At 60.9% G+C, this 21,440-nt stretch carries 15 protein-coding genes; 6 read left to right on the top strand and 9 right to left on the bottom strand.

All coding sequences use genetic code 11. The features are described 5' to 3' along the window. Positions 1–198: 198 nt before the first annotated feature. Entirely contained in the window at positions 199–2,121 is a 1,923-nt protein-coding gene (locus C3F36_RS00700) for a RecQ family ATP-dependent DNA helicase (RefSeq protein WP_104454257.1), read from the bottom strand. 332 nt (positions 2,122–2,453) lie between these two features. On the opposite strand from C3F36_RS00700, the gene sstT reads away from it, so the two are divergent. Continuing rightward, positions 2,454–3,704, top strand: coding sequence for a serine/threonine transporter SstT (sstT, locus tag C3F36_RS00695; RefSeq protein WP_010674901.1), 1,251 nt, complete (start codon positions 2,454–2,456; stop codon positions 3,702–3,704). A gap of 740 nt (positions 3,705–4,444) precedes the next feature. Here the strand turns inward: sstT and C3F36_RS00690 are convergent. The 3 genes from C3F36_RS00690 to pabB form a co-directional block, all read right to left on the bottom strand. Beyond that, a complete protein-coding gene (locus C3F36_RS00690; protein WP_029314600.1) occupies positions 4,445–5,743 on the bottom strand; it encodes a serine/threonine transporter in 1,299 nt (432 codons plus the stop codon). Positions 5,744–5,958: 215 nt separating this feature from the next. Further along, entirely contained in the window at positions 5,959–6,525 is a 567-nt protein-coding gene (locus C3F36_RS00685) for a CoA pyrophosphatase (RefSeq protein ID WP_029314598.1), read from the bottom strand. A 43-nt stretch (positions 6,526–6,568) separates the two neighbouring features. After that, positions 6,569–7,939, bottom strand: a complete 1,371-nt coding sequence (pabB, locus tag C3F36_RS00680; protein WP_050498229.1) for an aminodeoxychorismate synthase component I — start codon at positions 7,937–7,939, stop codon at positions 6,569–6,571. A gap of 210 nt (positions 7,940–8,149) precedes the next feature. Between pabB and C3F36_RS00675 the strand changes: the two genes are divergently transcribed. After that, entirely contained in the window at positions 8,150–9,673 is a 1,524-nt protein-coding gene (locus C3F36_RS00675) for a fumarate hydratase (protein ID WP_010674897.1), read from the top strand. Between the two features lie 31 nt (positions 9,674–9,704). On the opposite strand, the gene C3F36_RS23180 is transcribed toward C3F36_RS00675, so the two are convergent. Next, complete coding sequence (locus C3F36_RS23180) at positions 9,705–9,923, bottom strand: hypothetical protein (RefSeq protein WP_113725357.1); 219 nt, start codon at positions 9,921–9,923, stop codon at positions 9,705–9,707. Positions 9,924–9,996: 73 nt separating this feature from the next. After that, positions 9,997–10,476, bottom strand: coding sequence for a cell division inhibitor (locus tag C3F36_RS00670; protein WP_010674896.1), 480 nt, complete (start codon positions 10,474–10,476; stop codon positions 9,997–9,999). A 234-nt stretch (positions 10,477–10,710) separates the two neighbouring features. Here C3F36_RS00670 and C3F36_RS00665 point away from each other — a divergent pair, with 234 nt between their 5' ends. Both C3F36_RS00665 and C3F36_RS00660 read left to right on the top strand, forming a co-directional pair. After that, positions 10,711–10,908: a DUF4250 domain-containing protein gene (locus C3F36_RS00665; RefSeq protein WP_005323525.1), complete on the top strand. Its 198-nt coding sequence runs from the start codon at positions 10,711–10,713 to the stop codon at positions 10,906–10,908. 393 nt (positions 10,909–11,301) lie between these two features. Beyond that, a complete protein-coding gene (locus C3F36_RS00660; RefSeq protein WP_010674895.1) occupies positions 11,302–13,776 on the top strand; it encodes a glycogen/starch/alpha-glucan phosphorylase in 2,475 nt (824 codons plus the stop codon). A 64-nt stretch (positions 13,777–13,840) separates the two neighbouring features. Here the strand turns inward: C3F36_RS00660 and C3F36_RS00655 are convergent, their stop codons facing one another. The 3 genes from C3F36_RS00655 to trxC all read right to left on the bottom strand — a co-directional run bounded on the left by C3F36_RS00655 (position 13,841) and on the right by trxC (position 16,592). Further along, positions 13,841–14,407: a cytochrome b/b6 domain-containing protein gene (locus C3F36_RS00655; RefSeq protein WP_010674894.1), complete on the bottom strand. Its 567-nt coding sequence runs from the start codon at positions 14,405–14,407 to the stop codon at positions 13,841–13,843. A 201-nt stretch (positions 14,408–14,608) separates the two neighbouring features. Beyond that, complete coding sequence (locus tag C3F36_RS00650) at positions 14,609–15,997, bottom strand: SLC13 family permease (protein WP_104454256.1); 1,389 nt, start codon at positions 15,995–15,997, stop codon at positions 14,609–14,611. A 154-nt stretch (positions 15,998–16,151) separates the two neighbouring features. Then, a complete protein-coding gene (gene trxC, locus C3F36_RS00645; RefSeq protein ID WP_010674892.1) occupies positions 16,152–16,592 on the bottom strand; it encodes a thioredoxin TrxC in 441 nt (146 codons plus the stop codon). Positions 16,593–16,745: 153 nt separating this feature from the next. Here trxC and C3F36_RS00640 point away from each other — a divergent pair, with 153 nt between their 5' ends. Together C3F36_RS00640 and C3F36_RS00635 are read left to right on the top strand one after the other, a co-directional pair. Continuing rightward, positions 16,746–19,544, top strand: a complete 2,799-nt coding sequence (locus C3F36_RS00640; RefSeq protein WP_049636010.1) for a hybrid sensor histidine kinase/response regulator — start codon at positions 16,746–16,748, stop codon at positions 19,542–19,544. Between the two features lie 139 nt (positions 19,545–19,683). After that, positions 19,684–21,420, top strand: a complete 1,737-nt coding sequence (locus C3F36_RS00635) for an ABC transporter transmembrane domain-containing protein (protein ID WP_104455979.1) — start codon at positions 19,684–19,686, stop codon at positions 21,418–21,420. Positions 21,421–21,440 lie beyond the last annotated feature (20 nt).

The following is a 21,440-nucleotide window of genomic DNA, read 5'->3' as shown; positions in this document are numbered from 1 at the left end:
CTTTTGCTCTAATTTTTACATTGACGCTACATTCTGGCTGCTCTAGATTGGCCCTGTGTCGAGCAGTCATCGCTTTAGCAAGAGAGTGGGTGATTGTGCAGATACTAAGCTCTGTTTAAGCACGTTTCCGTTGGCTTGACCCTCGCATCCGCGAGGGTCTTATTTTTTCAGCGCCTGAACGGCGCCAAACCTGCAAGCTCAGGATTCGGCGGGATAGAGGGCTGACACCACCGCCAGCACCTCGGCGAAGGGATGGTTCGCCAACTGGCCAAAACCGGCCAGATCCCTGGCCTTTAGACGGGTGGTCAGCGGGGTGGCGATGCCACACAGGAAACGGGTCAGGATCCTGGGATGGCGCTGATGGCACAGGGCGATCAGCGGATCGCACCAGGCGCGCAAACCGTGCTCGTTGGGCAAGCCCGGTGATGGCAACGGCGGCAACACGGCGATCTCTCCCCGGCAGACGGAACAGTGCCCGCAGCGCTCGGGGGCGGCGTCGTCGGCAAAATAGCGGGCAAGCTCATGGCTGAGGCAGGTGGTCGAGGTGAAAAAGGCCAGCAGTGCCTGAAGGCGGGCCAGCTCGCTCTGCTCTTTCTTTTCAAACAATCCATGCAGCTCTTCGGCCAGGGTCACGGTATCGATTTGCTGGCTCAGCACCCGATAGAGCTCGGTCATCTGCTTGCTTTCAAGCTCGATCCAACCCTGCTGCTGCAGGTAGTCCAGCGCCGCCGCGGCGCGCTGGCGTTCTCCCTGATATCCCTGCCACAGCGCCTCGAAGTCCATGGTGCACCAGGTGCGCGCCTGGGGGGCGCAGGCAAAGACCTGCTCCAGGAACTGGCGGCGTTCGGAATTGAAACGAGCGAGGATCGCCTGTTTTTCCAGTACGAACCTGAAACGGTACTCGGCAAAGTAGCTGTAGGCCGGTGCAATGACCCCCGCCATCTCCAGATAGACCAGCAGGGTCTTGAGGGGCAGTTGGCGAATGTTGGTCTCGTTGGAGAGGCGCAGCAGGCTGAATTCCCACTCGGCGCCGCTCTGGCGCACGATATCGAGCAAGTGCGCGATGGCGTCCCTGTCCGGCGTATCCCCATAGACGAAGTTTTCCAGTACCGGCAACTGGGCGCGGCTCGCCAGCACGGTGCAGCGGGAGGGAAGCCCGTCACGTCCGGCGCGGCCTATCTCCTGGCTGTAGTTCTCGATGGACTTGGGCAGGTCGTAGTGAATGACCCGGCGAATGTCGGCCTTGTCGATGCCCATGCCAAAGGCGATGGTGGCCACGATGCAGTCGAGTCTGCCAGCCATGAAGTCATGCTGGATCTGGCTGCGCAGGGCGGGATCGAGCCCCGCATGGTAGGCGCATGCCCGGATGCCGCTGGCCTGTAGCTGCGCGGCGCACTGCTCTGCGCTGTGTTGCAGAGTCACGTAGACGATGGTGGGGGCGGCCGGATCCCGGTGCAGCTCCTCGCGCAGCCAGGTATCGCGGGCACTGCCTGCCAGCGGGAGGACGGCCAGATCCAGATTGGGTCTGTAGAAACCGGTGACCACCAGATCGTCCCGGTCGATGGCAAATTTTGCCTGCATGTCCGCCATGACGGCCGGGGTGGCGGTGGCGGTCAGCAACAGCACCTGGGGAATGGCCAGTTCACGGCGATGATCCGGCAGCTTGAGGTAGTCGGGGCGAAAGTTGTGGCCCCACTCCGAGATGCAGTGGGCCTCGTCCACCACCAGCAGTGACAGGGGGATGTGGGCGATGAAGCGGCGAAAGCGCTCATTTTTGAGGCGCTCCACCGAAATCATCAGGATCTTGAGCTGGCCATCGCTGGCCTGCTGCATCACGCGCCGGCTCTCTTCCGCTGTCTGGCTGGAGTCCAGAGTGGCGGCGGCGATCCCCTTGCTGCGCAAAAAGGCGAGCTGATCGTGCATCAGGGCCAGCAGGGGAGAGATGACCAGGGTCAGGTGGGGCAGTGCGAGGGCGGGCAATTGATAACAGAGGGATTTCCCCGCGCTAGTCGGGAAGATGGCTGCGGCGCTCTTGCCGGCCAGCAGACGACTGATCACCGCTTCCTGCCCGGGCCGCAAGCGATCAAAGCCGAAGTGTCGGGTCAATAAAGAGGTGATCATGGCAAGGCTCCCTGAAAAAGGGCGTCATCATATCACTTCTGGCCCAGTGGTGGCCGATGATCGGACTGGTTTGGTGACATTTTGACCGTGGTTGATATTGTGTTATCACATTGTTGTAGATTTTTTGTGAGGTAACCCTGATATTTTTCAGTGATTATGTGGAAAAAAACCATGGCAGATGGGATATTCTTGTCCGCAACCCCACGCGAACGGGACAGATCCACCAGAAGAGCTGCCCACGGCGTCACCGTCAACGGACCGGTGCCAATGCGCGGGGCTGGTTGCCAACAGGACTAATGATTCACGCACCATGAGTGCACAGGGACTACTTGATGACACAACAACACCCCCTCATTCGACTGGTCAACAGCACCAGTCTGGTTAGCCAGATCCTAGTCGGTCTGGTATTCGGTATCCTTCTTGCGATGTTCATGCCCGAGTGGGCCAAGGCGGCGGGTCTGCTCGGCAGCCTGTTCGTCGGCGCCCTGAAGGCCGTGGCGCCGCTGCTGGTCTTCGTGCTGGTGATGTCGGCGATCATCGGCCACAAGCAGGGTCAGAAGACCAACATGAAACCGATCCTGCTGCTCTATGTGCTGGGTACCTTCCTGGCGGCTGCCGTGGCAGTGGTGGCGAGCTTCCTCTTCCCCTCCAACCTGCATCTGGTGGCAGGCGCTACCGAGATCACGCCGCCGGGGGGCATCACGGAAGTGCTGCAGACCCTGCTGTTCAACGTGGTGACCAACCCGGTGAAAGCACTGCTGGAAGCCAACTATATCGGCATCCTGGCCTGGGCCATCGGCCTTGGTATCGCCATGCGTCACGCCAATGAGAGCACCAAATCACTGATTTCCGATGTGTCTCACGGGGTTTCCGCCATCGTCAAGGCCGTGATCCGTTGCGCTCCCCTCGGCATCCTGGGCCTGGTTGCCTCCACCCTGGCTGAAACCGGCTTCGATGCGCTGTTTGGCTATGCCCAGCTGCTGGTGGTACTGATCGGCTGCATGCTGTTCATCGCCTTCGTGGTCAATCCGCTCATCGTCTTCTGGAAGATCAAGCGCAACCCCTATCCCCTGGTGCTGACCTGCCTGAAAGAGAGCGGTGTGACCGCCTTCTTCACCCGCAGCTCCGCCGCCAACATTCCGGTCAACATGGCCCTGGCCGAGAGGCTGCGCCTGCCGGAAGACACCTATGCGGTCTCCATCCCGCTGGGCGCCACCATCAACATGGCCGGCGCCGCCATCACCATTACCGTGCTCTCCATGGCGGCGGTGCATACCCTGGGGATGGAAGTGGACATGGCAACCGCCATTCTGCTCTCCGTCGTCGCCACCATCAGTGCCTGTGGCGCTTCCGGTGTGGCTGGCGGCTCCCTGCTGCTGATCCCGCTGGCGTGCAGCCTGTTCGGTATCAGCAACGACATCGCCATGCAGGTGGTGGCCGTTGGCTTCATCATCGGGGTGTTGCAGGATTCCGCCGAAACGGCCCTCAACAGCTCCACCGACGTGCTGTTCACTGCGGCGGCCTGCATGGCCGAGGATGAGAGCCTGCTGGATGCCGCCCCGGTCCCCAGCCGCGAAGCTTGATCCCCTAAGACTTTCTGCTCTGCACAGGCGCCCTCTTCGGAGGGCGCTTTTTATTTGCGCGCGCGTCAGGCGCCCTGCACCTTCTCGCCGTGTCATGGCACTGACAGTGCTCGGATCCCCCTGTGTGATTTCTCGGGAGGGGCCCGTTGGCTGCCTTACGTGTTCTCGCCACCGCCAACAAGCCATTCCCTGTACAAACGTGCCCGGCGCTGCATTCGCCGGGCATATCGGGCTGATTGTGCTGTCAGCATGGCGGCGTGTGACATCCCCTCTGGTGACCGAAGGGGTCATCTGCTCTTCGGACGCTGTACGGGAAGCCCGGTCAAGGCCCTCTCGGCGGTTTGCCTGCGCCCTGTAGCCGGTACTTTCCCTGAGTACCTTGAAGAAAGGCTCCATTGGGTGGGGGTGTCGGCTCTCTGGGCTAAACCCCGAAGAGCGGGCGTTCCTGGTAAGGACAAGGGCTCTGGTGTTCTGTCTGGCAAGGCCGATGGCGCGCAGCAGATGACGGGATAACACAGTACGTCTTGGTCGTGTGTCATTGGGGAAGGAATATGAGCGGCAAGCAGTCACCAAGGGGAAAGAGAGTGGGTGAAAGGGCTGTCTCTGATTTGAGGGCAGGGGGCTCTGATCATCTGAGCCCAGTACCTTATGATCACAACGAACACAGCCCGGCAGAGGAGATCTGCCGGGCTGTGGGAGGCGCCGGGCCAGATGCTGGCCCGACGGTATCGCAGGAAGGCTTAGCCGACCAGTTGATAAAGGATGGCGGAGATGGCGATAAGGCCCATGGTCGCCACGAAGACGTTGCTGATCTGACCCTGGTATTTCGCCATGGCCGGAACGCGCTTGATGGCGTACATGGGCATGAGGAACAGGATGGTGGCGATGATGGGGCCACCCAGGGATTCGATCATCCCGAGGATGGAGGGGTTGATCACGGCCACGCCCCACAGGGTCAGGATGAAGAAGGCGATGATGAACAGCTCCACTTTCTTGTGGTTCGGTGCCTTGCCGGAGCTGCGCATGTTCTGGACGATCATCCCTTTCAGACCTTCACGGGCACCCAGATAGTGGCCGAAGAAGGAGGAGACGATGGCCACGAAGGCAACCAGCGGACCGAAGTAGGAGATGATGGGGCTCGCATGCTGGTTGGCCAGGTAGGAGAGCACGGCGATGTTCTGGGACTTGGCTTCTGCCAGCTGGGCCGGCGTCAGGCTCATCACGCAGGAGAAGACGAAGAACATCACGAAGCCCAGCAGAATGATGGCGGTGCGCTTGAGGATGGCGTCGGACTTGGCGACGGCATGCTCACCGTGATCACGGCGCTGAGCCAGGGCGAAGCTGGAGATGGCCGGGCTGTGGTTGAAGGAGAACACCAGCACCGGGATGGTCAGCCACAGGGTGGTGGCGAAATCCTTGGTGCTCGGCATTTCATTCAGGGCCGCACCGGTCCAGTCCGGGATCAGGTACAGGGAGATGCCCGCCAGAATGGCGATGAGCGGATAGACCAGGAACTCGGTCACTTTCAGCATCAGCTTCTCGCCAGCCAGCATCACGGACATCATGGCCATGATGAGCACGATGGAGAGGATCCAGCGCGGGGGCGGCGTCATCTGCAACTGGTTGACCAGGAAGCTTTCCACCGTGTTGGTGATGCCCACGCCGTAGATCAGCACGATGGGGTAGATGGCAAAGAAGTAGAGCAGGGTGATCAATTTACCGGCACCCACGCCGAAGTGCTCTTCCACCACCTGGGTGATGTCGGCATTGGGCTGCTTGGAGGAGAGCACGAAGCGCGCCAGACCACGGTGTGCCAGGTAGGTCATGGGGCCGACCAGCAGCGCCATCACTACCAGCGGCCAGAAGCCACCCATGCCGGCGTTGATGGGCAGGAACAGGATACCTGCACCGACGGCGGTACCGAACAGGCTGATCACCCAGGTGGTGTCTTGTTTACTCCAACCGCGAGATTGGACCGAGCTGATTCCTTGCTCCTGTGCGGCTGCAACATCCTGTGCGCCAGTGACAGTATTGGACATGTGTCTCACCCCGAATGTGTGGTTTTAATTAGTCGGCGCAAGAATACTTTCTTTTTAATCAAAAATGTTGATCAAATTCACCTTTGTGCGGCTAAAACCCGTACTTTCTTGTAGAAATGTGATCAAAAGAATAAAAAATCAAAATTTATTTATCAAATGCAGTGTTATTTGAATGTTAACTGGATAATTTCCCACCTCATCATGTTGTCGAAATGTTATGTCGAGATGTGTTGGGCAAGCTGGCGGATCATGCTGGCAGTGGCCCCCCAGATGAAAGATTGCTCCCAAGGGATCCAATAGATGGTGTGACGTCCGTCCGCCCTTGGCAGGCTCAGGGCTATGTGCTGCCCCGGATCCAGCACGTGGGCGAGGGGGACTTCGAAGGCCTGGGCCACCTCGTCCTGGCTCAGGGTCAGCCCGTAGCCTGGGTCGAGCATGGCGAGGACCGGCAGCACATCGTAGCGTGAGACGGTATTGAGAGGGGTGAGGCTGCCGATGATCCGGATCTGGGAGGGGGGAATGCCAAGCTCCTCCTCGGTTTCCCTGAGCGCGGTGTGAATGAGGTCCCGGTCTTCCGGGTCCTGGCGCCCGCCGGGAAAGCTGATCTGCCCCGGGTGGTGGCGCAGGGCGGCGCTGCGGCGCGTCAGCAGCAGGTGCAGGCCCTCGGGGCGCTCCACCAGGGGGATCAACACGGCGGCAGGTTTGAGCCCGGCCAGTGCCAGGCGATGGGCGGGGGCGGGGCGCTGCAGCAAAAAGCGGGTCAGCAGCTCGGCACTCGTCATCTCCATGGGTCTCCTTGTGTCGGCCCCGCAGGGCCGGATGGGGTCAAAGGGCATCGAGCAGTGGCAGGATGCGGGCCACCTTGTCGTAGGTCTCCTGATATTCGGCGTCGGGATCGGAGTCGGCGATGATGCCGCCCCCCGCCCAGCAGTGCAGCTGACCGGCTTCGGCGATCAGGGTACGGATGCAGATGCTGGTATCCATCCTTCCGTGCTGACTCAGATAACCGATGCTGCCGCAGTAGGCATTGCGCCGCACCGGTTCCAGCTCCTCGATGATCTCCATCGCCCGGATCTTGGGAGCCCCTGTGATGGAGCCGCCGGGGAAGCAGGCCCGCAGCAGATCCACTTCTTGCCAGCGCGCATCCAGTTCTCCGTGAATGGTGGAAACCAGATGATGCACCGCCGGGAAGGATTCCACGGCAAAGAGGTGCGGGACCGTGACCGACCCCGGCCGGCTCACCCGGCCGATGTCGTTGCGCAGCAGATCGACGATCATCAGGTTCTCCGATCTGTCCTTGTCGGCGCTGGCGAGCGACTCGGCCACCCTGGCATCCTGGGCGGGATCAGGGTGGCGAGGCCGGGTGCCCTTGATGGGCTTGGTCTCGATATGGCGCTTGTCGAGCAGCAGGAAACGCTCCGGGGAGAGGCTCAGAATGGCGCTGTGCGGCAGGCGGACAAAGGCGGAGAACGGCGCCTTGTTGGCGGCGCTCAGGGCGAGATAGGCGGACCATTCATCCCCCTGATAAGGGGCGCTGAAGCGCTGGGTCAGGTTGATCTGGTAACAATCCCCCGCCGCCAGATAGGCCTGGATACGGGCAAACTTGTCTCCGTATTCGGCCCGCGTCATGTTGCTCTGCCAGGGGCCGGTCAGGCGAAGGGGGAGGGTGGTTCGTTCGCGCTGCGCCATCAGCCAGTCGAGCCTGCGGGCGAGGCCGGCTTCATCACCCCAGTGGGCCAGTTGCCAGTGTCCCGTCGCGACATTTCGCAGCAGCGCCCAGTCGTAGATCCCGACCGCCATGTCGGGCACCTGGATGTCCTGTTGCGCCACTGCGGGCAGACGCTCGAATCGTCGGCCCAGATCGTAGCCAAAGAGTCCCAGGGCTCCCCCGATAAACGGCAATCCCGAGTCATCCTCAACGCGCTCCCCAAGCAGGGCTTGCTGGGTCTTGGCGAGCAGGGCGAGGGGATCGCCGTCATGATGGTGCTGGTGGTTATCCTGGGTGAGGCAGGTGCTGGTACCCCGGGTTTCCAGGGTGGCAAGCGGATCGGCGCTGATGATGTCAAAACCGTTGTCAGCCCCCAGGGGGCCGGCGGATTCCAGCAGGATGGCCCAGGGTTGGTGTTGCAGGCAGGCAAACCAGGTGTGGAGCGAGGCCTGCGGGTCGAAATGGTGGATATGCAGTCTTGGTTTCATTTTTTGTTACATAGGCAACAGTTTGCGCCCGGCTCCCTAGCCGGTTCGGGTGGTCAAGCGTATCATGGCCGCCGGCATTTTTAAGAAAAACACCGTTATAAAAACACGCCGCAGTCTGCCGGCTCCAGGTGCATTTGCCACCTGCCGAAGGCCCGGATCATATGGAAGCCCTTGCTCGCGCAAGCGATAACAAGGACCAGTGAGGATGATATGAGCATCATTAGAAAACAGGACTTTATCGATTCCATTGCTGACGCCCTGCAGTACATCTCCTTCTACCACCCCCTCGATTTCGTGCAGGCCGCCAAGGCCGCCTATGACCGCGAGATCAACCCGGCCGCCAAAGATGCCCTGGCCCAGATTCTGATCAACTCCCGCATGTCTGCCGAAGGTCATCGCCCGCTCTGTCAGGACACCGGTATCGTCACCTGCTTCGTCAAGATCGGCATGCAGGTACAGTGGGACAGCGACATGACGGTCCAGGAGATGGTGGATGAGGGCACCCGCCGCGCCTATACCAATCCGGACAACCCGCTGCGCGCCTCCGTGCTGGCGGATCCGGCCGGCAGCCGCAAGAACACCAAAGACAATGCCCCCGCTGTCGTGCACATCGACATGATCCCGGGCAACAAGGTGGAAGTGAGTATCGCGGCCAAGGGCGGCGGCTCCGAAAACAAATCGAAGATGGTGATGCTCAATCCCTCCGACGACATCGTGGAGTGGGTGCTCAAGACGGTGCCGACCATGGGGGCTGGCTGGTGCCCGCCCGGCATGCTCGGCATCGGCATCGGCGGCACCGCCGAGAAGGCGGCGGTGCTCGCCAAGGAAGCTCTGATGGAGCACATAGACATCCAGGAGCTGATTGCCCGTGGTCCCGAGACCACCGAAGAGAAGCTGAGGGTCGAGCTCTATGACAAGGTCAATAAGCTCGGGATCGGTGCCCAGGGGCTGGGCGGCCTGACCACGGTGCTGGATGTGAAGGTGAAATCCGCACCGACCCACGCCGCCTCCAAGCCCGTGGTGATGATCCCCAACTGCGCCGCCACCCGTCACGTGCATTTCGAACTCGATGGCTCCGGCCCGGCGGAGCTGACACCCCCCAGGCTGGAAGACTGGCCGGAGATCACCCGTGAGTCCGGTGGCAATGTGCGCCGGGTCAACGTGGATGGCATCACCAAGGCAGAGCTTGCCAGCTGGAAGAGCGGTGATACCGTGCTGCTCTCCGGCAAGATCCTGACCGGCCGCGACGCCGCCCACAAGCGCATCGCCGACATGCTGAAAAAAGGTGAAGGACTGCCGGAAGGGGTCGATTTCACCAACCGCTTCATCTATTACGTGGGCCCGGTCGATGCGGTGCGTGACGAGGTGGTCGGCCCGGCTGGCCCCACCACGTCCACCCGGATGGACAAATTCACCGACATGATGCTGGGAGAAACCGGCCTCATCGGCATGATCGGCAAGTCCGAGCGCGGCCCCAAGACGGTCGAGAGCATCAAGCAGCACCAGGCTGTCTACCTGATGGCGGTGGGCGGCGCCGCCTATCTGGTGGCGAAAGCCATCAAGAAGGCGCGCGTGGTGGCCTTTGCCGATCTGGGGATGGAGGCCATCTACGAGTTCGAGGTGGAAGACATGCCGGTCACCGTGGCGGTCGACTCCCAGGGCAACAACATCCACGAGACCGGCCCGGCCTACTGGTCCGCCAAAATTGCCGAGCTGGAGACCAAGCTGGCTTGATCAATCGGACTTCGATGCAAACGGAGGGCGATTAGCCCCCGTACAGCAGCATGTTGAAAGGCGACCCTCGGGTCGCCTTTTTTTGCGGGCCCCATTTGACGGTCTGGGCCTGAGCAAATTTACTGCTGCTGTGCTGCTGTGCTGCTGTGCTGCTGTGCTGCTGTGCTGCTGTGCTGCTGTGCTGCTGTGCTGCTGTGCTGCTGTGCTGCTGTGCTGCTGTGCTGCTGTGCTGCTTTGTCTTTGTCGCCATGGCATCCCGGGTCGGAAGCCTGGATAACCCGGTGGGCAATGCCGGCGCATTGGCTGTCACGCCGAAGGGGCGATCAGTGGTTCAGGTAGATATCCTGGCCGCCGTAGCTCAGTGCCCCACCCAGAGGGGTTGCGGGCTCGAAGAAGCGGGTCAGGACACCGGCACGCTGGCCCAGGGTGCTCAATGTGCTCCGGTCCAGGGCGACCTGTTCGGGCAGCCAGGTCAGCACGGCGGCGCAGTGACCATTGATCAGGCTCTGCTCCAGCAGGCGCTGCCAATTCTTGATCTTGGGGGCGTGCACGACAAGCACCCTGGCAGGATTGATCCCTCTGGCCTGCAATTGCGCGGCGGCGGGCAGACCGGGCGGGGCGACGAGCAGGATCCAGCCACTGTCAGACTGACTCAGTTGCCCCAGGGCATCCAGCAGCGGCGCTTCCTGATGGAGAGGGCCGCGCCGCTGCTCTTGTCCCATCTTGCTCTGATGGCGAGTGGGCCAGGTGGTGATCAGACCGGCAGAGGAGGAGGGGGGGCAAAGATTCAGGGGCTGGCTCATATGTCGTTCCTGTATGAATAACCATGCTGTATGCGCATACAGTAGTTCTGTTCGCAAGGAGTGACAAGTCATTTGTGGCTAAAAGTGTGAGCCGATTAACAGGAGATGAGTTTAACTACATGATTAAAAAGGATATTTATATCTTCCTTATACAGGGTGTTTTTTAACCTGTAGACAAACTTCGGGTCGGCGCTCATGGTTATACAGTCCTGTATAGGGAGAGGAGGGAGCGAGATGGACGTTAGTACCTTGCAACGACTGGATGCGAACATTCTGCTCGGGATCATCAACGAGAAGCTGCGGCTGGAGTGTGATGGTCTGGAAGAGCTGCTGGCTTACTACGACATGACAGAAGATCAGCTGGCTACCCGTCTGCAACAGATCGGGTATCACTACGACCCTATGAGCAATCAGTTCAAGGCACATGGTTAATTGAAATCAAAGGGTGCTCCGATTGGGGCATCCTTTTTATTACCTGACGAGGGGGTGTGAATTGAAAGCGCTTTCAATTTCTCCCTAGTAGGCGGTTATTTTCACGTATTTTCAGTCACAGGCAATCATTGAAAACCTATTCATGAAACTATCTTTTTTGTTTTCTTATATCACTATGATTTAAAACGAAATTTATATTTCATTCAGGCTGGCTAAAGGAAAGGGTTTTCATGGTGAAACTGTCATTTTTATGCGTTAAAGTGTGACTCACGTTAACTTTTAAACCCTTGGCTTTAGCTAGTATGCCCCCGCCGGAGCATATTCTGAGATAACAACAGCGCCGGTCCACCCGATGGGATGACATTTTTTATTTGTAACGAAGGAAAATGGTTTATGGCTACCAAGAAGAAGACAGACCAGGATCTCCAACTGGATAAAGATCAGCTCAAGGCGAGTATCGTGCGTCACCTGCGTTCTACCTTGGGTACAAGCGAACAGAAAGCCTCTCCGGATGCCTGGTGGAAAGCGACCGCTGCCGCCGTCAATGAACAGGTGTACGAGCGCCTGACCCGTACTCAGCAGGCTCACTTCAAGAAAGATACTCGTGCGATTCACTATCTCTCTGCTGAATTTTTGATGGGGCGTTTGACCTCCAACAACCTGCACAACCTCTCCCTCTACAAAGTCTGTGAAGAGGCGCTGGGTGAACTTGGTCTGGAACTGACCGATCTGTGTGAACAAGAGCCTGACATGGCCCTTGGCAACGGCGGCCTGGGTCGTCTGGCTGCCTGCTTCATCGATTCCCTGGCCACTCTGAACTACCCGGCGGTGGGCTATGGCATCCACTACGAGCACGGCCTGTTCCGTCAGGAAATTCAGGATGGCCGTCAGATCGAGCGTCCGGACTCCTGGCGCGAATATGGCAACCCCTGGGAGATCTGCCGCCCGGAATCGGTGCAGGAGATCCCGCTCTACGGCTACGTGGAGACCGTCTTTGGTGACAAGGGTGGCCTGAAGAAGGTGTGGCACGCCGGTCGCAAGATCAAAGGGGTGCCCTGGGACATTCCGGTGGTCGGCTTCGGTGGTCACACCGTCAACATCCTGCGTCTGTGGGAATCCCGCGCCTCCGAGTTCTTCGACTGGGACGTGTTCAACGCCGGTGGTTATATCGACTCCCAGGCCGAGAAGGCCCAGGCCGAGACCATCTCCAAGGTGCTCTACCCGAACGATGAGACCGACGCCGGCAAGGAGCTGCGCCTGATCCAGCAGTACTTCTTCTGCGCCTGCTCCATCAAGGACATCATGCGTCGCTACAAGCGGGTGCATGGCAGTGACTTCAGCAACTTTGCCGCGCAAATCGCCATCCAGCTCAACGATACCCACCCCACCGTGGCCATCCCCGAGCTGATGCGCGTGCTGGTGGACGAAGAGGGGCTGAACTGGGATACCGCCTGGGGCATCTGCTATCAGGTCTTCTCCTACACCAACCACACCCTGCTGCCGGAAGCGCTGGAGAAGTGGTCCGTCAGCCTGTTCGAGAAGGTACTGCCCCGTCACCTCGAGATCATTTATGAAATCAACGCCCGCTTCCTGAACGAGCTGGTGGAGCCCAAGTGGCCGGGCAACGATGCCATCAAGGCCAAGCTCTCCATCATCGAAGAGGGTGACGTGCGCAAGGTGCGTATGGGCAACCTGTGCGTCATCGGCTCCTCCAAGGTGAACGGCGTGGCCGAGATCCACTCCAAGCTGGTGAAGGAAGATCTCTTCCCCGAGTATGCCGAGCTGTGGCCCGAGAAGATGTGCAACGTCACCAATGGTGTGACTCCCCGTCGCTGGCTGCTGGCCTGCAACCCGGAACTGGCCGAACTCTACAACGAGGTGGTGGGCAAGGAGTGGCCGCTGCAACTGGACAAGCTGCGCAGCGTGGTGAAGTTTGCCGACGACAAGGCGTTCCAGCAGCAGTTCATGACCATCAAGCGCCACAACAAGGAGAAGCTGGTCAAGGTCATCAAGGCGGAAACCGGCATCGACGTGAGCGCGGAGGCGATCTTCGACGTCCAGATCAAGCGTCTGCACGAGTACAAGCGCCAGCAACTGAACCTCATCCACATCATGGCGCTCTACCGTCGCCTGCTGGCGAACCCGGACTATGACATGCATCCGCGGGTGTTCATCTTCGGCTCCAAGGCGGCGCCCGGCTACAAGCTGGCCAAGGACATCATCTACGCCATCAACAAGCTGGCGGAGCGGGTCAACAACGACGCCCGTATTCAGGGCAAGCTGAAAGTGGTGTTCATGCCGAACTACCGCGTGAGCCTTGCCGAGAAGCTGATCCCGGCGGCGGATGTCTCCGAGCAGATCTCCACCGCAGGTTACGAAGCATCCGGTACCGGCAACATGAAGATGGCGCTGAACGGTGCCATCACCATCGGGACGCTGGATGGAGCCAACATCGAGATCGCCGAAGAGGCGGGTGCCGAGAACTGCGCCATCTTCGGTCTGAATGTGGACGAGGTGAAGTCCCTGAAGGTGCGCGGCTACAACCCGTATGACTTCTACTACGCCAACTCCGAGCTGAAAGCCGTGCTGGACTGGTTTGATACCGACTACTTCACGCCGGGTCGTCCGGGTGAGCTGGCCTCCATCAAGCGCTCCTTGCTGGAAGGGGGAGACCCTTACCTGACACTGGCGGATTTCGAGTCCTACTCCGAGGCGCACAAGCTGATCGATGCCTGGTACCGGGATCCGGCCCTGTGGGCGAAGAAAGCCATCATCAACTCTGCCACCATGGGCAAGTTCAACTCCGACCGCTCCATCCAGGATTACGTAGACCGTATCTGGAAACTGACGAGCTGCAGCGTCGGCTGATGTCTGCTCCTGTGAAAAACCCCGCGATGCGGGGTTTTTTTTCATCTGTCGGGCTGAGGGAGGCTCAGGGCCTGTCGACCACCCGGGTGTCCGCCGGCACCCGTTTCTTGCCGGTGATCATCGCCCTGACGAGATCACCCCGTACCAGACGATCCAGGGCGATGACGGCCAGTACATGGACGAAGATGGCCACCTGCAGCCCCTTGGCAAAGAACTCGTGGATCTCTTCCATGCGATGGGTGCCGGAGAGCGGCCCGTATTCGGTCATGATCCCGCTGGCGGCGGTGCCGACAAGGCAGGTCAACAGCAGCAGTATCATCAAGGACCCCAAAGGATTTTGACCGGCGTAGTAGGGGTGGCGCCCCTTGATCGTTTCCTTGAGATAGGTGATGACGCCGGTCGGTGTCGGCAGCCACTGGGCGAAGCGGGCATGATAGGAGCCGATGAATCCCCATACGATGCGCAGTGCCAGCAGTCCGGCCAGCGCATATCCCGCATAGCGGTGGTTGCGCGCCCCCTCTTCAAGGATGAAGAGATTCAGCACGCACAACAGCACAGTGGCCCAGTGAAATACCCTGACCACCGGATCCCATACCTTGATTTCACGGTTGTTCTGCATCGTCTTACCCATGAGGTGATCCCCTTGTCGTGATGTCCATGATCATCGCCATCGTCAGCCATGGCTGCGTGATGGCCGTTGTCAGCATCATGGAGGCGATTTCTTAAGTGCAAGTTAATGTCGCCGTGATGTCGCGGGTAGGGAGTGCGGTGGTTTCGGGGCGAGAAAAAGCCCCGGCGATGCGGGGCTTGGAGGGGCATTAGGGGGCGAACCTCAGTGGAGGATATCCCCCATGAAATAGGCCAGCATGGTCAGGATGACGGTGAACACCAGGTTCAGTACCAGGCCGGCCCGCATCATCTCCCGCTGCTGGATATGGCCGCTGGCGAAGACGATGGCGTTGGGAGGCGTTGCCACCGGCAGCATGAAGGCACAGGAGGCGCCGACGGCGATCTGCACGGAGACCACGATGGGGGAGACCCCCAGTGCCTCGGCCACCCCGGCGAACAGCGGCACCAGCAGCGCGGCAGTGGCGGTGTTGGAGACCAGCTCGGTCAGGAACACCACGAAGGCGGCCAGGCAGAGCAGGATCACGAAGATGGGCATGGAGGAGAGGCCGCTGGAGAGGTGCTCCGCCAGGAAGGCGTTGGCCCCGGTCTGCTTGAGGATGGCGCTCAAGGTGAGACCACCCCCGAACAGCAGCAGCACGCCCCAGTCGGTGTTCTGGTTGATGTCATCCCAGCTGGCGACGCGGCTGACGGCGATGGCCAGGATGGCGCCCATGGCGATCAGGGTATCGAACTGGGGAATGCCGCCCAGCGCCTTGGCAAGAGGCTGGGATCCAATCCACAGCAGCACCGTGGTCAGGAAGATGGCCAGGGTCACTTTGCGCTGACCTGTCCACTCGATGGTGACCTGCTCGGTGCTGACCTGGTGGGAGAGATTGGGACGGGTCACCCAGTAGAGCAGGCCGATGCCTACCGGCATGAAGATGATCACCACGGGGATGCCGAACTCCAGCCAGTCGGTGAAGCCCAAGCCCATCTGGGCGGCGGCGATGGCATTGGGGGGGCTGCCCACCAGTGTGCCGATGCCACCGATGCTGGCGCTATAGGCGACGCCAAGCAGCACGAAGACAAGGGTGCGGCGCTCCTTGTGAACGTCCAGCCCTTTCAGCATGCCGAGGGCCAGCGGCATCATCATGGCCGCGGTTGCGGTGTTGCTGATCCACATGGAGAGGGCGGCCGTGATGGTGAAGAGCACGATGGAAGCCCAGCCCAGGTGTCCCTTGGCGAGCTGCATCACCTTGCCGGCGATCTGGGTGTCGAGTCCCTGCTTGGAGAGGGCTGCAGCGAGGGCAAAGCCGCCAAAGAAGAGGAACAGGACGGGGTTGGCAAAGTCGGTCAGCGACTTGCTCATGTCGAACACCCCGAGCAGGGTGGCGAGCACCGGGATGGAGATGGCAGTGATGGTGATGTTCACCGCCTCGGTCAGCCAGAGGATGGCGATGAAGATTAGGATGGCCAGCCCCTTGTTGACCATGGGGTCAAACGGGAGCCATGCCAGCATGGCGCAGAGCAGGAGCAGATCCAGGATGACGATCCCGGACTTGATGTCCAGCCAGCGTGAGGGGGGAGTCGGAGGTACAGCCGATGTGTGCATAACGTTCTCTCGGTTAATTTATGGTTGTTGTTGTGATGCCGAGGTTACATATATCCCCCTGTTTGAAACAGGGGGATATGGTCAAATCATGTGGCGACTCACAGAGTCAAGTGAAGATGGATCTTCAATCAAACAGAAATGAAACATTTTATTTTCATTTGACAGGGGAGGTGAAGGAGAGCAGCCACTCCTTGAACAGGCTCTTGGGCAGGGAGCCGCTGCGCTGTGCCAGGATCTCCCCCCGCTGGAAGACCATCAGGGTAGGAATGCTGCGAATGCCATAGCGACCTGCGATGGCGGCCTCCTGCTCGGTATCGAGTTTCACGAAGCGAAGGCGGGGCTCAAGCTCCCGGGCGACCTCCTGAAAGACGGGGGCAAACTGCAGGCAGGGGCCACACCAGCTTGCCCAAAAGTCCACCACCACCGGGATGTCGGACTGGATCAGGGCATCGAAGCTGGCCTGACGCCCCGCCACCGGGGTTTGTTCGAAGAGGGCGTGACGGCAGCGGCCACACTTCGCGTTTGAGTCTGCTTTTTCGACAGGCAGGCGGTTGCGGGTAAAGCATTGGCTACAATAGGTGGTGACAAGTGACATAATTGCTTCCTTATTTCATGGCCCGGCAACATCTTTATTGCAATCAGAGCGCCGACTAACGGTAACATAGCACTCAGTGGTTTTTCACAGTTGGCCTCCGGCCGTGACCTGATGTCACCGGATGGCCGACCATGACATGAGAATCGAGACGGGATGAAGAGTGTTGCACGGGGCAATCGTGTTGTCTTTGGCCTTATCATCGTATCGCTGGTGGGCTTTTCTGCCTATTGCTGGCAGTTGCTCAGCCAGCAGCAGCGTGCCTTCGATTTGAGCGTGGCGGCTGAGATGGTGCTCAATCGGGTCAATACCGATACCGTCTATCTGCTGGGGCGCGAGAAGGCCAGCGATGGCAGCGTACAGCAACGTCTGAGCCTGCTTTCCAGTCACCTGGACAGGTTCGTCAGGCTGGTGCACGAGGATCCGGAGTCGGTGGACGACCCCGGCTCCCAGGCGTTGCAGCGGGACATCGACGGTTATCTGCTGGATCTCGCCAGGCTTTACACCATGGAGATGACCATCGAGTATCTGGCTCCCCGCTTCCAGGGCCAGCTCAAGGCGTTGCAAGGCACCCTGCCGGTCGGTGAGGCGCAGTACCGCGACCTTACCGAACTCATGCGCCTGCACCACTACCTCCGACGCAGCTGGGATCAGAACGAGCAGCGGCAACTGTTGCAACTCCAGCAGCACCTGCTTGACCGCTATGGCGAGCAGCCGAGGGTCACGGCCCTCGTCCGGCTGGGCCAGGAGTTCAATCAGCAGGTGATGGAGTACCATCGCCTGCGCAATCAGGTGGTGGAGATGAAGGGGCTGAGCTCACTGCCCGCCTGGAAGCAGAGCAAGCTGGAGCGGGCCTCCTCCCTCAAGAGCCGCTTCTACCTGATGGTGCTGGGGGGGGCGCTGCTCTGCTTCTCGCTGGTGGCCGCGACCCTGTGGCGTCGCAACCAGAAGCTGAGCGAGCTCTCTCGCCATGCCGCGCTGCTGGCCCAGGCCAAGAGCGACTTCCTGGCCAACATGAGCCACGAGATCCGCACCCCCATGAATGCCATCATCGGCTTCAGCGCCCTGGCACTGCAAACCAGTCTGGATCCCCAGCAGCGGGACTATCTCAACAAGATCAGATCCTCGTCGGACACCTTGCTGCTGCTCATCAACGACATTCTGGATCTCACCAAGGTGGAGTCCGGCAAGTTGACCTTGGAGGAGATCGACTTCGATCTCAGCGAGCAGCTCGACTCCCTCGCCGCCATGTTCGCGGATCTGGCGGAGCGCAAGCACATCGAGGTCATCATCAACAAGTCTCCCGCCGTGCCCGACTTTCTGCGCGGGGATCCGCTGCGCCTCGGTCAGGTACTGGTCAACCTGGTGAACAATGCCATCAAGTTCACCGAGCGGGGCGAGGTGGAGGTGGCCATCACCCTCACCAGCCAGCATCCCATGCGGGTCTGTTTCAGCGTGCGGGATACCGGCATCGGCATCGCCCCGGAGAAGCAGGCCCAGCTGTTCCAGCCCTTTACCCAGCTGGAGGCGGGCAATACCCGCAAATATGGCGGCTCCGGGCTTGGCCTCAACATCTCCCAGCGCCTGGTGGGGCTGATGGGCGGGGAGATCACCGTGCAGAGCAAACCCGGGGTGGGCTCCACCTTCCTGTTCGAGATCCCCATCTCCCAGGCGGTGTACGGGGTCTCGGGGCGCCGGGTCTTCTTCGATCACCAGCCCCTGATCCTGATGATGGATGACAATGAGCTGGTGCTGGAGCTGGCCAAGGACATCCTGGGGCGGGCGGGGGCGTCCGTCATCACGGTCAACAGCCTCTCCCGCGCCCGTCAGGTGCTGCGGGAAGAGGGGCATCACATCCGCCTCGCCATCCTCGACTGGCGCATGGGTCAGGAGGATGGTCTGGACTTGGCCCTCGAGATGTACCAGCACAGCCAGTGGCGGCGCCTGCCTGTCCTGATGACCAGCGCCTGGTCCAGGGAGGGGCTGCACGGGCGGATGGAGAGCATGGGACTGACCCATTTCCTGGCCAAGCCCATGACCGAAAACGCCTTGCTGGCCAAGGTGGACGAACTGCTCAACGGCAGCTCCCATGACAGCAAGGTCCGCCAGGCGGAGGCCCAGGGGGATCAGCAGCAGTTCCGGGAGCTGCTGCGCGGTACCCGGGTGCTGCTGGCCGAGGACAACCGGGTCAACCAGCAGCTCATTCTGGAGTACCTGCGCCGGGTGGAGGCCAAGGTCACCGTGGTGGACAACGGCCGCGAGGCGGTGGAGCAGGTGGCGGAGCAGCCGTTCGACGTCATCCTGATGGATCTGCAGATGCCGGTGCTGGACGGGCTGGATGCCACCCGCCAGATCCGCAAGATGGTGGACAAGCACGATGTGCCCATCATCGCCCTCACCGCCAGCGCCATGCCGGGGGACAGGGAGCGCTGCCTTGGCGTCGGCATGAACGGCTATGTCACCAAGCCGGTGAGCAAGCTCGATCTCTACAACAACCTGCTGCAATGGGTGAAGAGCAGCGGCGGGGAGCCCAAGGTGCCCATCGAGGTCAAGCCGCCGGCCCTCATGGGCGTGCTGGATCTGGAGGATGCCCTGCGCCGGCTGGAGCATGACAGGGAGGCGCTGCAGATCCTCTTCAAGCTGTTCCTCTCCGAGCACAAGGACGATCTGTGGGACATCCGCACCGCCCTGCGTCGCCAGCAGCCCGAAGTGGCGTGCCGCTTGCTGCATACCCTGAAGGGGGTCTCGGCCAACATCTCCGCTTCCCGCCTGCAACTGCTGGCCGGGGAACTGGAGTGGCGGCTGCGGCTGCAGGAGGAGCTGAGCGAGGGGGAGCTCAACCAGTTGCAGCAGGTCTTTACCCAGACCCGGGAGGAGGTCTCCCACTTCCTGCTCACCGGGGAGCAGCAGGAGTCGGTCGCTTTCCCGTTTTCGCCCCCCGACAAGCGGCTCTGAGGGAGGGCAAGATAGCAATCGTTCTCAAGTCACCCGCTTCAGGCTATGATGACCCACTCGTTCGCCCCCGCCAGGGGGCGATTGTATTGAGCTTCTCTTCATGATCACGCGGCAGCGCGCCGCGACCAAGGACTTCTCTGTGAGCGTATTTTTGCGGCTAGGCTGGTTTTTCAAGGATCAGTGGCGGCGTTATCTGGTGGCCATCTCCCTGCTGATGCTGGTGGCCCTGTTTACCGTGATCCCCCCCAAGGTGGTGGGCTGGGTGGTGGATGGCATCGCCAAGGGTGACCTGGACAGCGGCACCCTGACCGGCTATCTGGCGGGGCTTTTTGGCCTGGGACTGCTTATCTACCTGCTGCGCTATGTGTGGCGGGTCATGCTGTTCGGTGCCTCCTACCGGCTCGCCTACGTGCTGCGCAACCGGCTGTTCAGCCACTTCACCCGCATGAGCCCGGATTTCTACCAGCGCCACCGCACCGGTGATCTGATGGCCCACGCCACCAACGACATCCAGGCGGTGGAGATGACCGCAGGGGAAGGGGTGCTGACCCTGGTGGACTCCTTCATCGTCGGCATCCTGGTGCTCTCCATCATGTGCAGCCAGTACTCCTGGCAGCTGACCCTGCTCTCCCTGCTGCCCCTGCCGGTGATGGCCTTCTTCATGAACCGCTTCGGGACCCAGATCTACAAGGAGTTCAAGGCGGCTCAGGGGGCCTTCTCCCGCCTCAACAACAAGACCCAGGAGGCCCTCTCCGGGGTGCGGGTGCTCAAATCCTACGCGGTCGAATCCCTGGAGGACGAGGGCTTTGCCGAGCTGACCCGTCAGGCGGGGGAGCGCAACATGGCGGTGGCCCGCATCGACGCCAAGTTCGACCCCGTGATTTACCTGTGCATCGGCTGCTCCTATTTTCTGGCGGTCGCAGGGGGCAGCGCCCTGGTGCTGCAAGACAAGCTGACTCTGGGGGAGCTCACCAGCTTCACCATGTACCTCGGCCAGCTCATCTGGCCCATGTTCGCCATCGCCTGGCTGTTCAACATCATCGAGCGGGGCAGCGCCGCCTACTCGCGTATCGAAAGCCTGCTGGGGGAGCGCAGCGACATCGAGGAGCCGGCCCATCCCGTGGCGCTGGCCTCGGCCTTTCCCCTGCGGGTGCAGGGGCTGGGCTACCGGCTGGAGCAGCGCACCCTGTTGCAGGGGGTGGATGTCACCCTGCAGGCTGGCACCATGCTGGGGATAGTGGGACGCACCGGGGCAGGCAAGAGCTCCCTGCTCAAGCTGCTGATGCGCCTGGCCAACCCCACGGCCGGGGAGATCCGCATGGGGGAGGTGCCCATCTCGCAACTGTCGCTGGGTGAGCTGCGCAGCCAGTTTGCCTATGTGCCCCAGGAGCCGTTTCTGTTCTCCACCACCATCGCGGCCAACATCGCCCTGGGCCGCCCCGAGGCGAGTCGGGAGGAGATTGAGCGGGTGGCACGCATCGCCTGCGTGCACGACGACATCAGCCGCTTCCCCAAAGGGTATGAAACCGAGGTGGGGGAGAAGGGGGTGACCCTCTCCGGCGGTCAGAAGCAGCGTCTGGCCATCGCCCGCGCCCTGCTGCTGGATGCCCCTATCCTGGTGCTGGATGACGCCCTCTCGGCGGTGGATGCCCACACCGAGCAGCAGATCCTGCTGGCCCTCAAGGCCCACAAGCGCACCCTGGTGCTGGTGAGCCACCGCATGACGGCGGTGGAGCAGGCGGACGAGATCCTGGTGCTGGAGCAGGGAGCGATCAGCGAGCGGGGCCGTCACGAGGCCCTGATGGCCAGGAACGGCTGGTACGCGGACATGGTCCGCTACCAGCGCCTGGAGCAGGACGTGGAGGAGAGCCTGTGAACAGGATGACAAGACCCCTG

The organism is Aeromonas sp. ASNIH2, assembly GCF_002934795.1.
Taxonomy (GTDB): Bacteria; Pseudomonadota; Gammaproteobacteria; order Enterobacterales; family Aeromonadaceae; genus Aeromonas; species Aeromonas caviae.
Note: the sequence above shows the minus strand (reverse complement) of the source record. Positions and strands in the feature narration are given on the sequence as shown.

What these genes read in the sequence shown, in the direction of transcription:
- C3F36_RS00685 (WP_029314598.1), bottom strand. Translation starts at nt 6,525, where the DNA reads ATGACGAGTGCCGAGCTGCTGACCCGCTTTTTGCTGCAGCGCCCCGCC.
- C3F36_RS00660 (WP_010674895.1), top strand. Translation starts at nt 11,302, where the DNA reads ATGGCTACCAAGAAGAAGACAGACCAGGATCTCCAACTGGATAAAGAT.
- C3F36_RS00675 (WP_010674897.1), top strand. Translation starts at nt 8,150, where the DNA reads ATGAGCATCATTAGAAAACAGGACTTTATCGATTCCATTGCTGACGCC.
- pabB (WP_050498229.1), bottom strand. Translation starts at nt 7,939, where the DNA reads ATGAAACCAAGACTGCATATCCACCATTTCGACCCGCAGGCCTCGCTC.
- C3F36_RS00650 (WP_104454256.1), bottom strand. Translation starts at nt 15,997, where the DNA reads ATGCACACATCGGCTGTACCTCCGACTCCCCCCTCACGCTGGCTGGAC.
- C3F36_RS00670 (WP_010674896.1), bottom strand. Translation starts at nt 10,476, where the DNA reads ATGAGCCAGCCCCTGAATCTTTGCCCCCCCTCCTCCTCTGCCGGTCTG.
- C3F36_RS00700 (WP_104454257.1), bottom strand. Translation starts at nt 2,121, where the DNA reads ATGATCACCTCTTTATTGACCCGACACTTCGGCTTTGATCGCTTGCGG.
- C3F36_RS00665 (WP_005323525.1), top strand. Translation starts at nt 10,711, where the DNA reads ATGGACGTTAGTACCTTGCAACGACTGGATGCGAACATTCTGCTCGGG.
- C3F36_RS00655 (WP_010674894.1), bottom strand. Translation starts at nt 14,407, where the DNA reads ATGGGTAAGACGATGCAGAACAACCGTGAAATCAAGGTATGGGATCCG.
- C3F36_RS00690 (WP_029314600.1), bottom strand. Translation starts at nt 5,743, where the DNA reads ATGTCCAATACTGTCACTGGCGCACAGGATGTTGCAGCCGCACAGGAG.
- sstT (WP_010674901.1), top strand. Translation starts at nt 2,454, where the DNA reads ATGACACAACAACACCCCCTCATTCGACTGGTCAACAGCACCAGTCTG.
- C3F36_RS00640 (WP_049636010.1), top strand. Translation starts at nt 16,746, where the DNA reads ATGAAGAGTGTTGCACGGGGCAATCGTGTTGTCTTTGGCCTTATCATC.
- C3F36_RS23180 (WP_113725357.1), bottom strand. Translation starts at nt 9,923, where the DNA reads ATGGCGACAAAGACAAAGCAGCACAGCAGCACAGCAGCACAGCAGCAC.
- trxC (WP_010674892.1), bottom strand. Translation starts at nt 16,592, where the DNA reads ATGTCACTTGTCACCACCTATTGTAGCCAATGCTTTACCCGCAACCGC.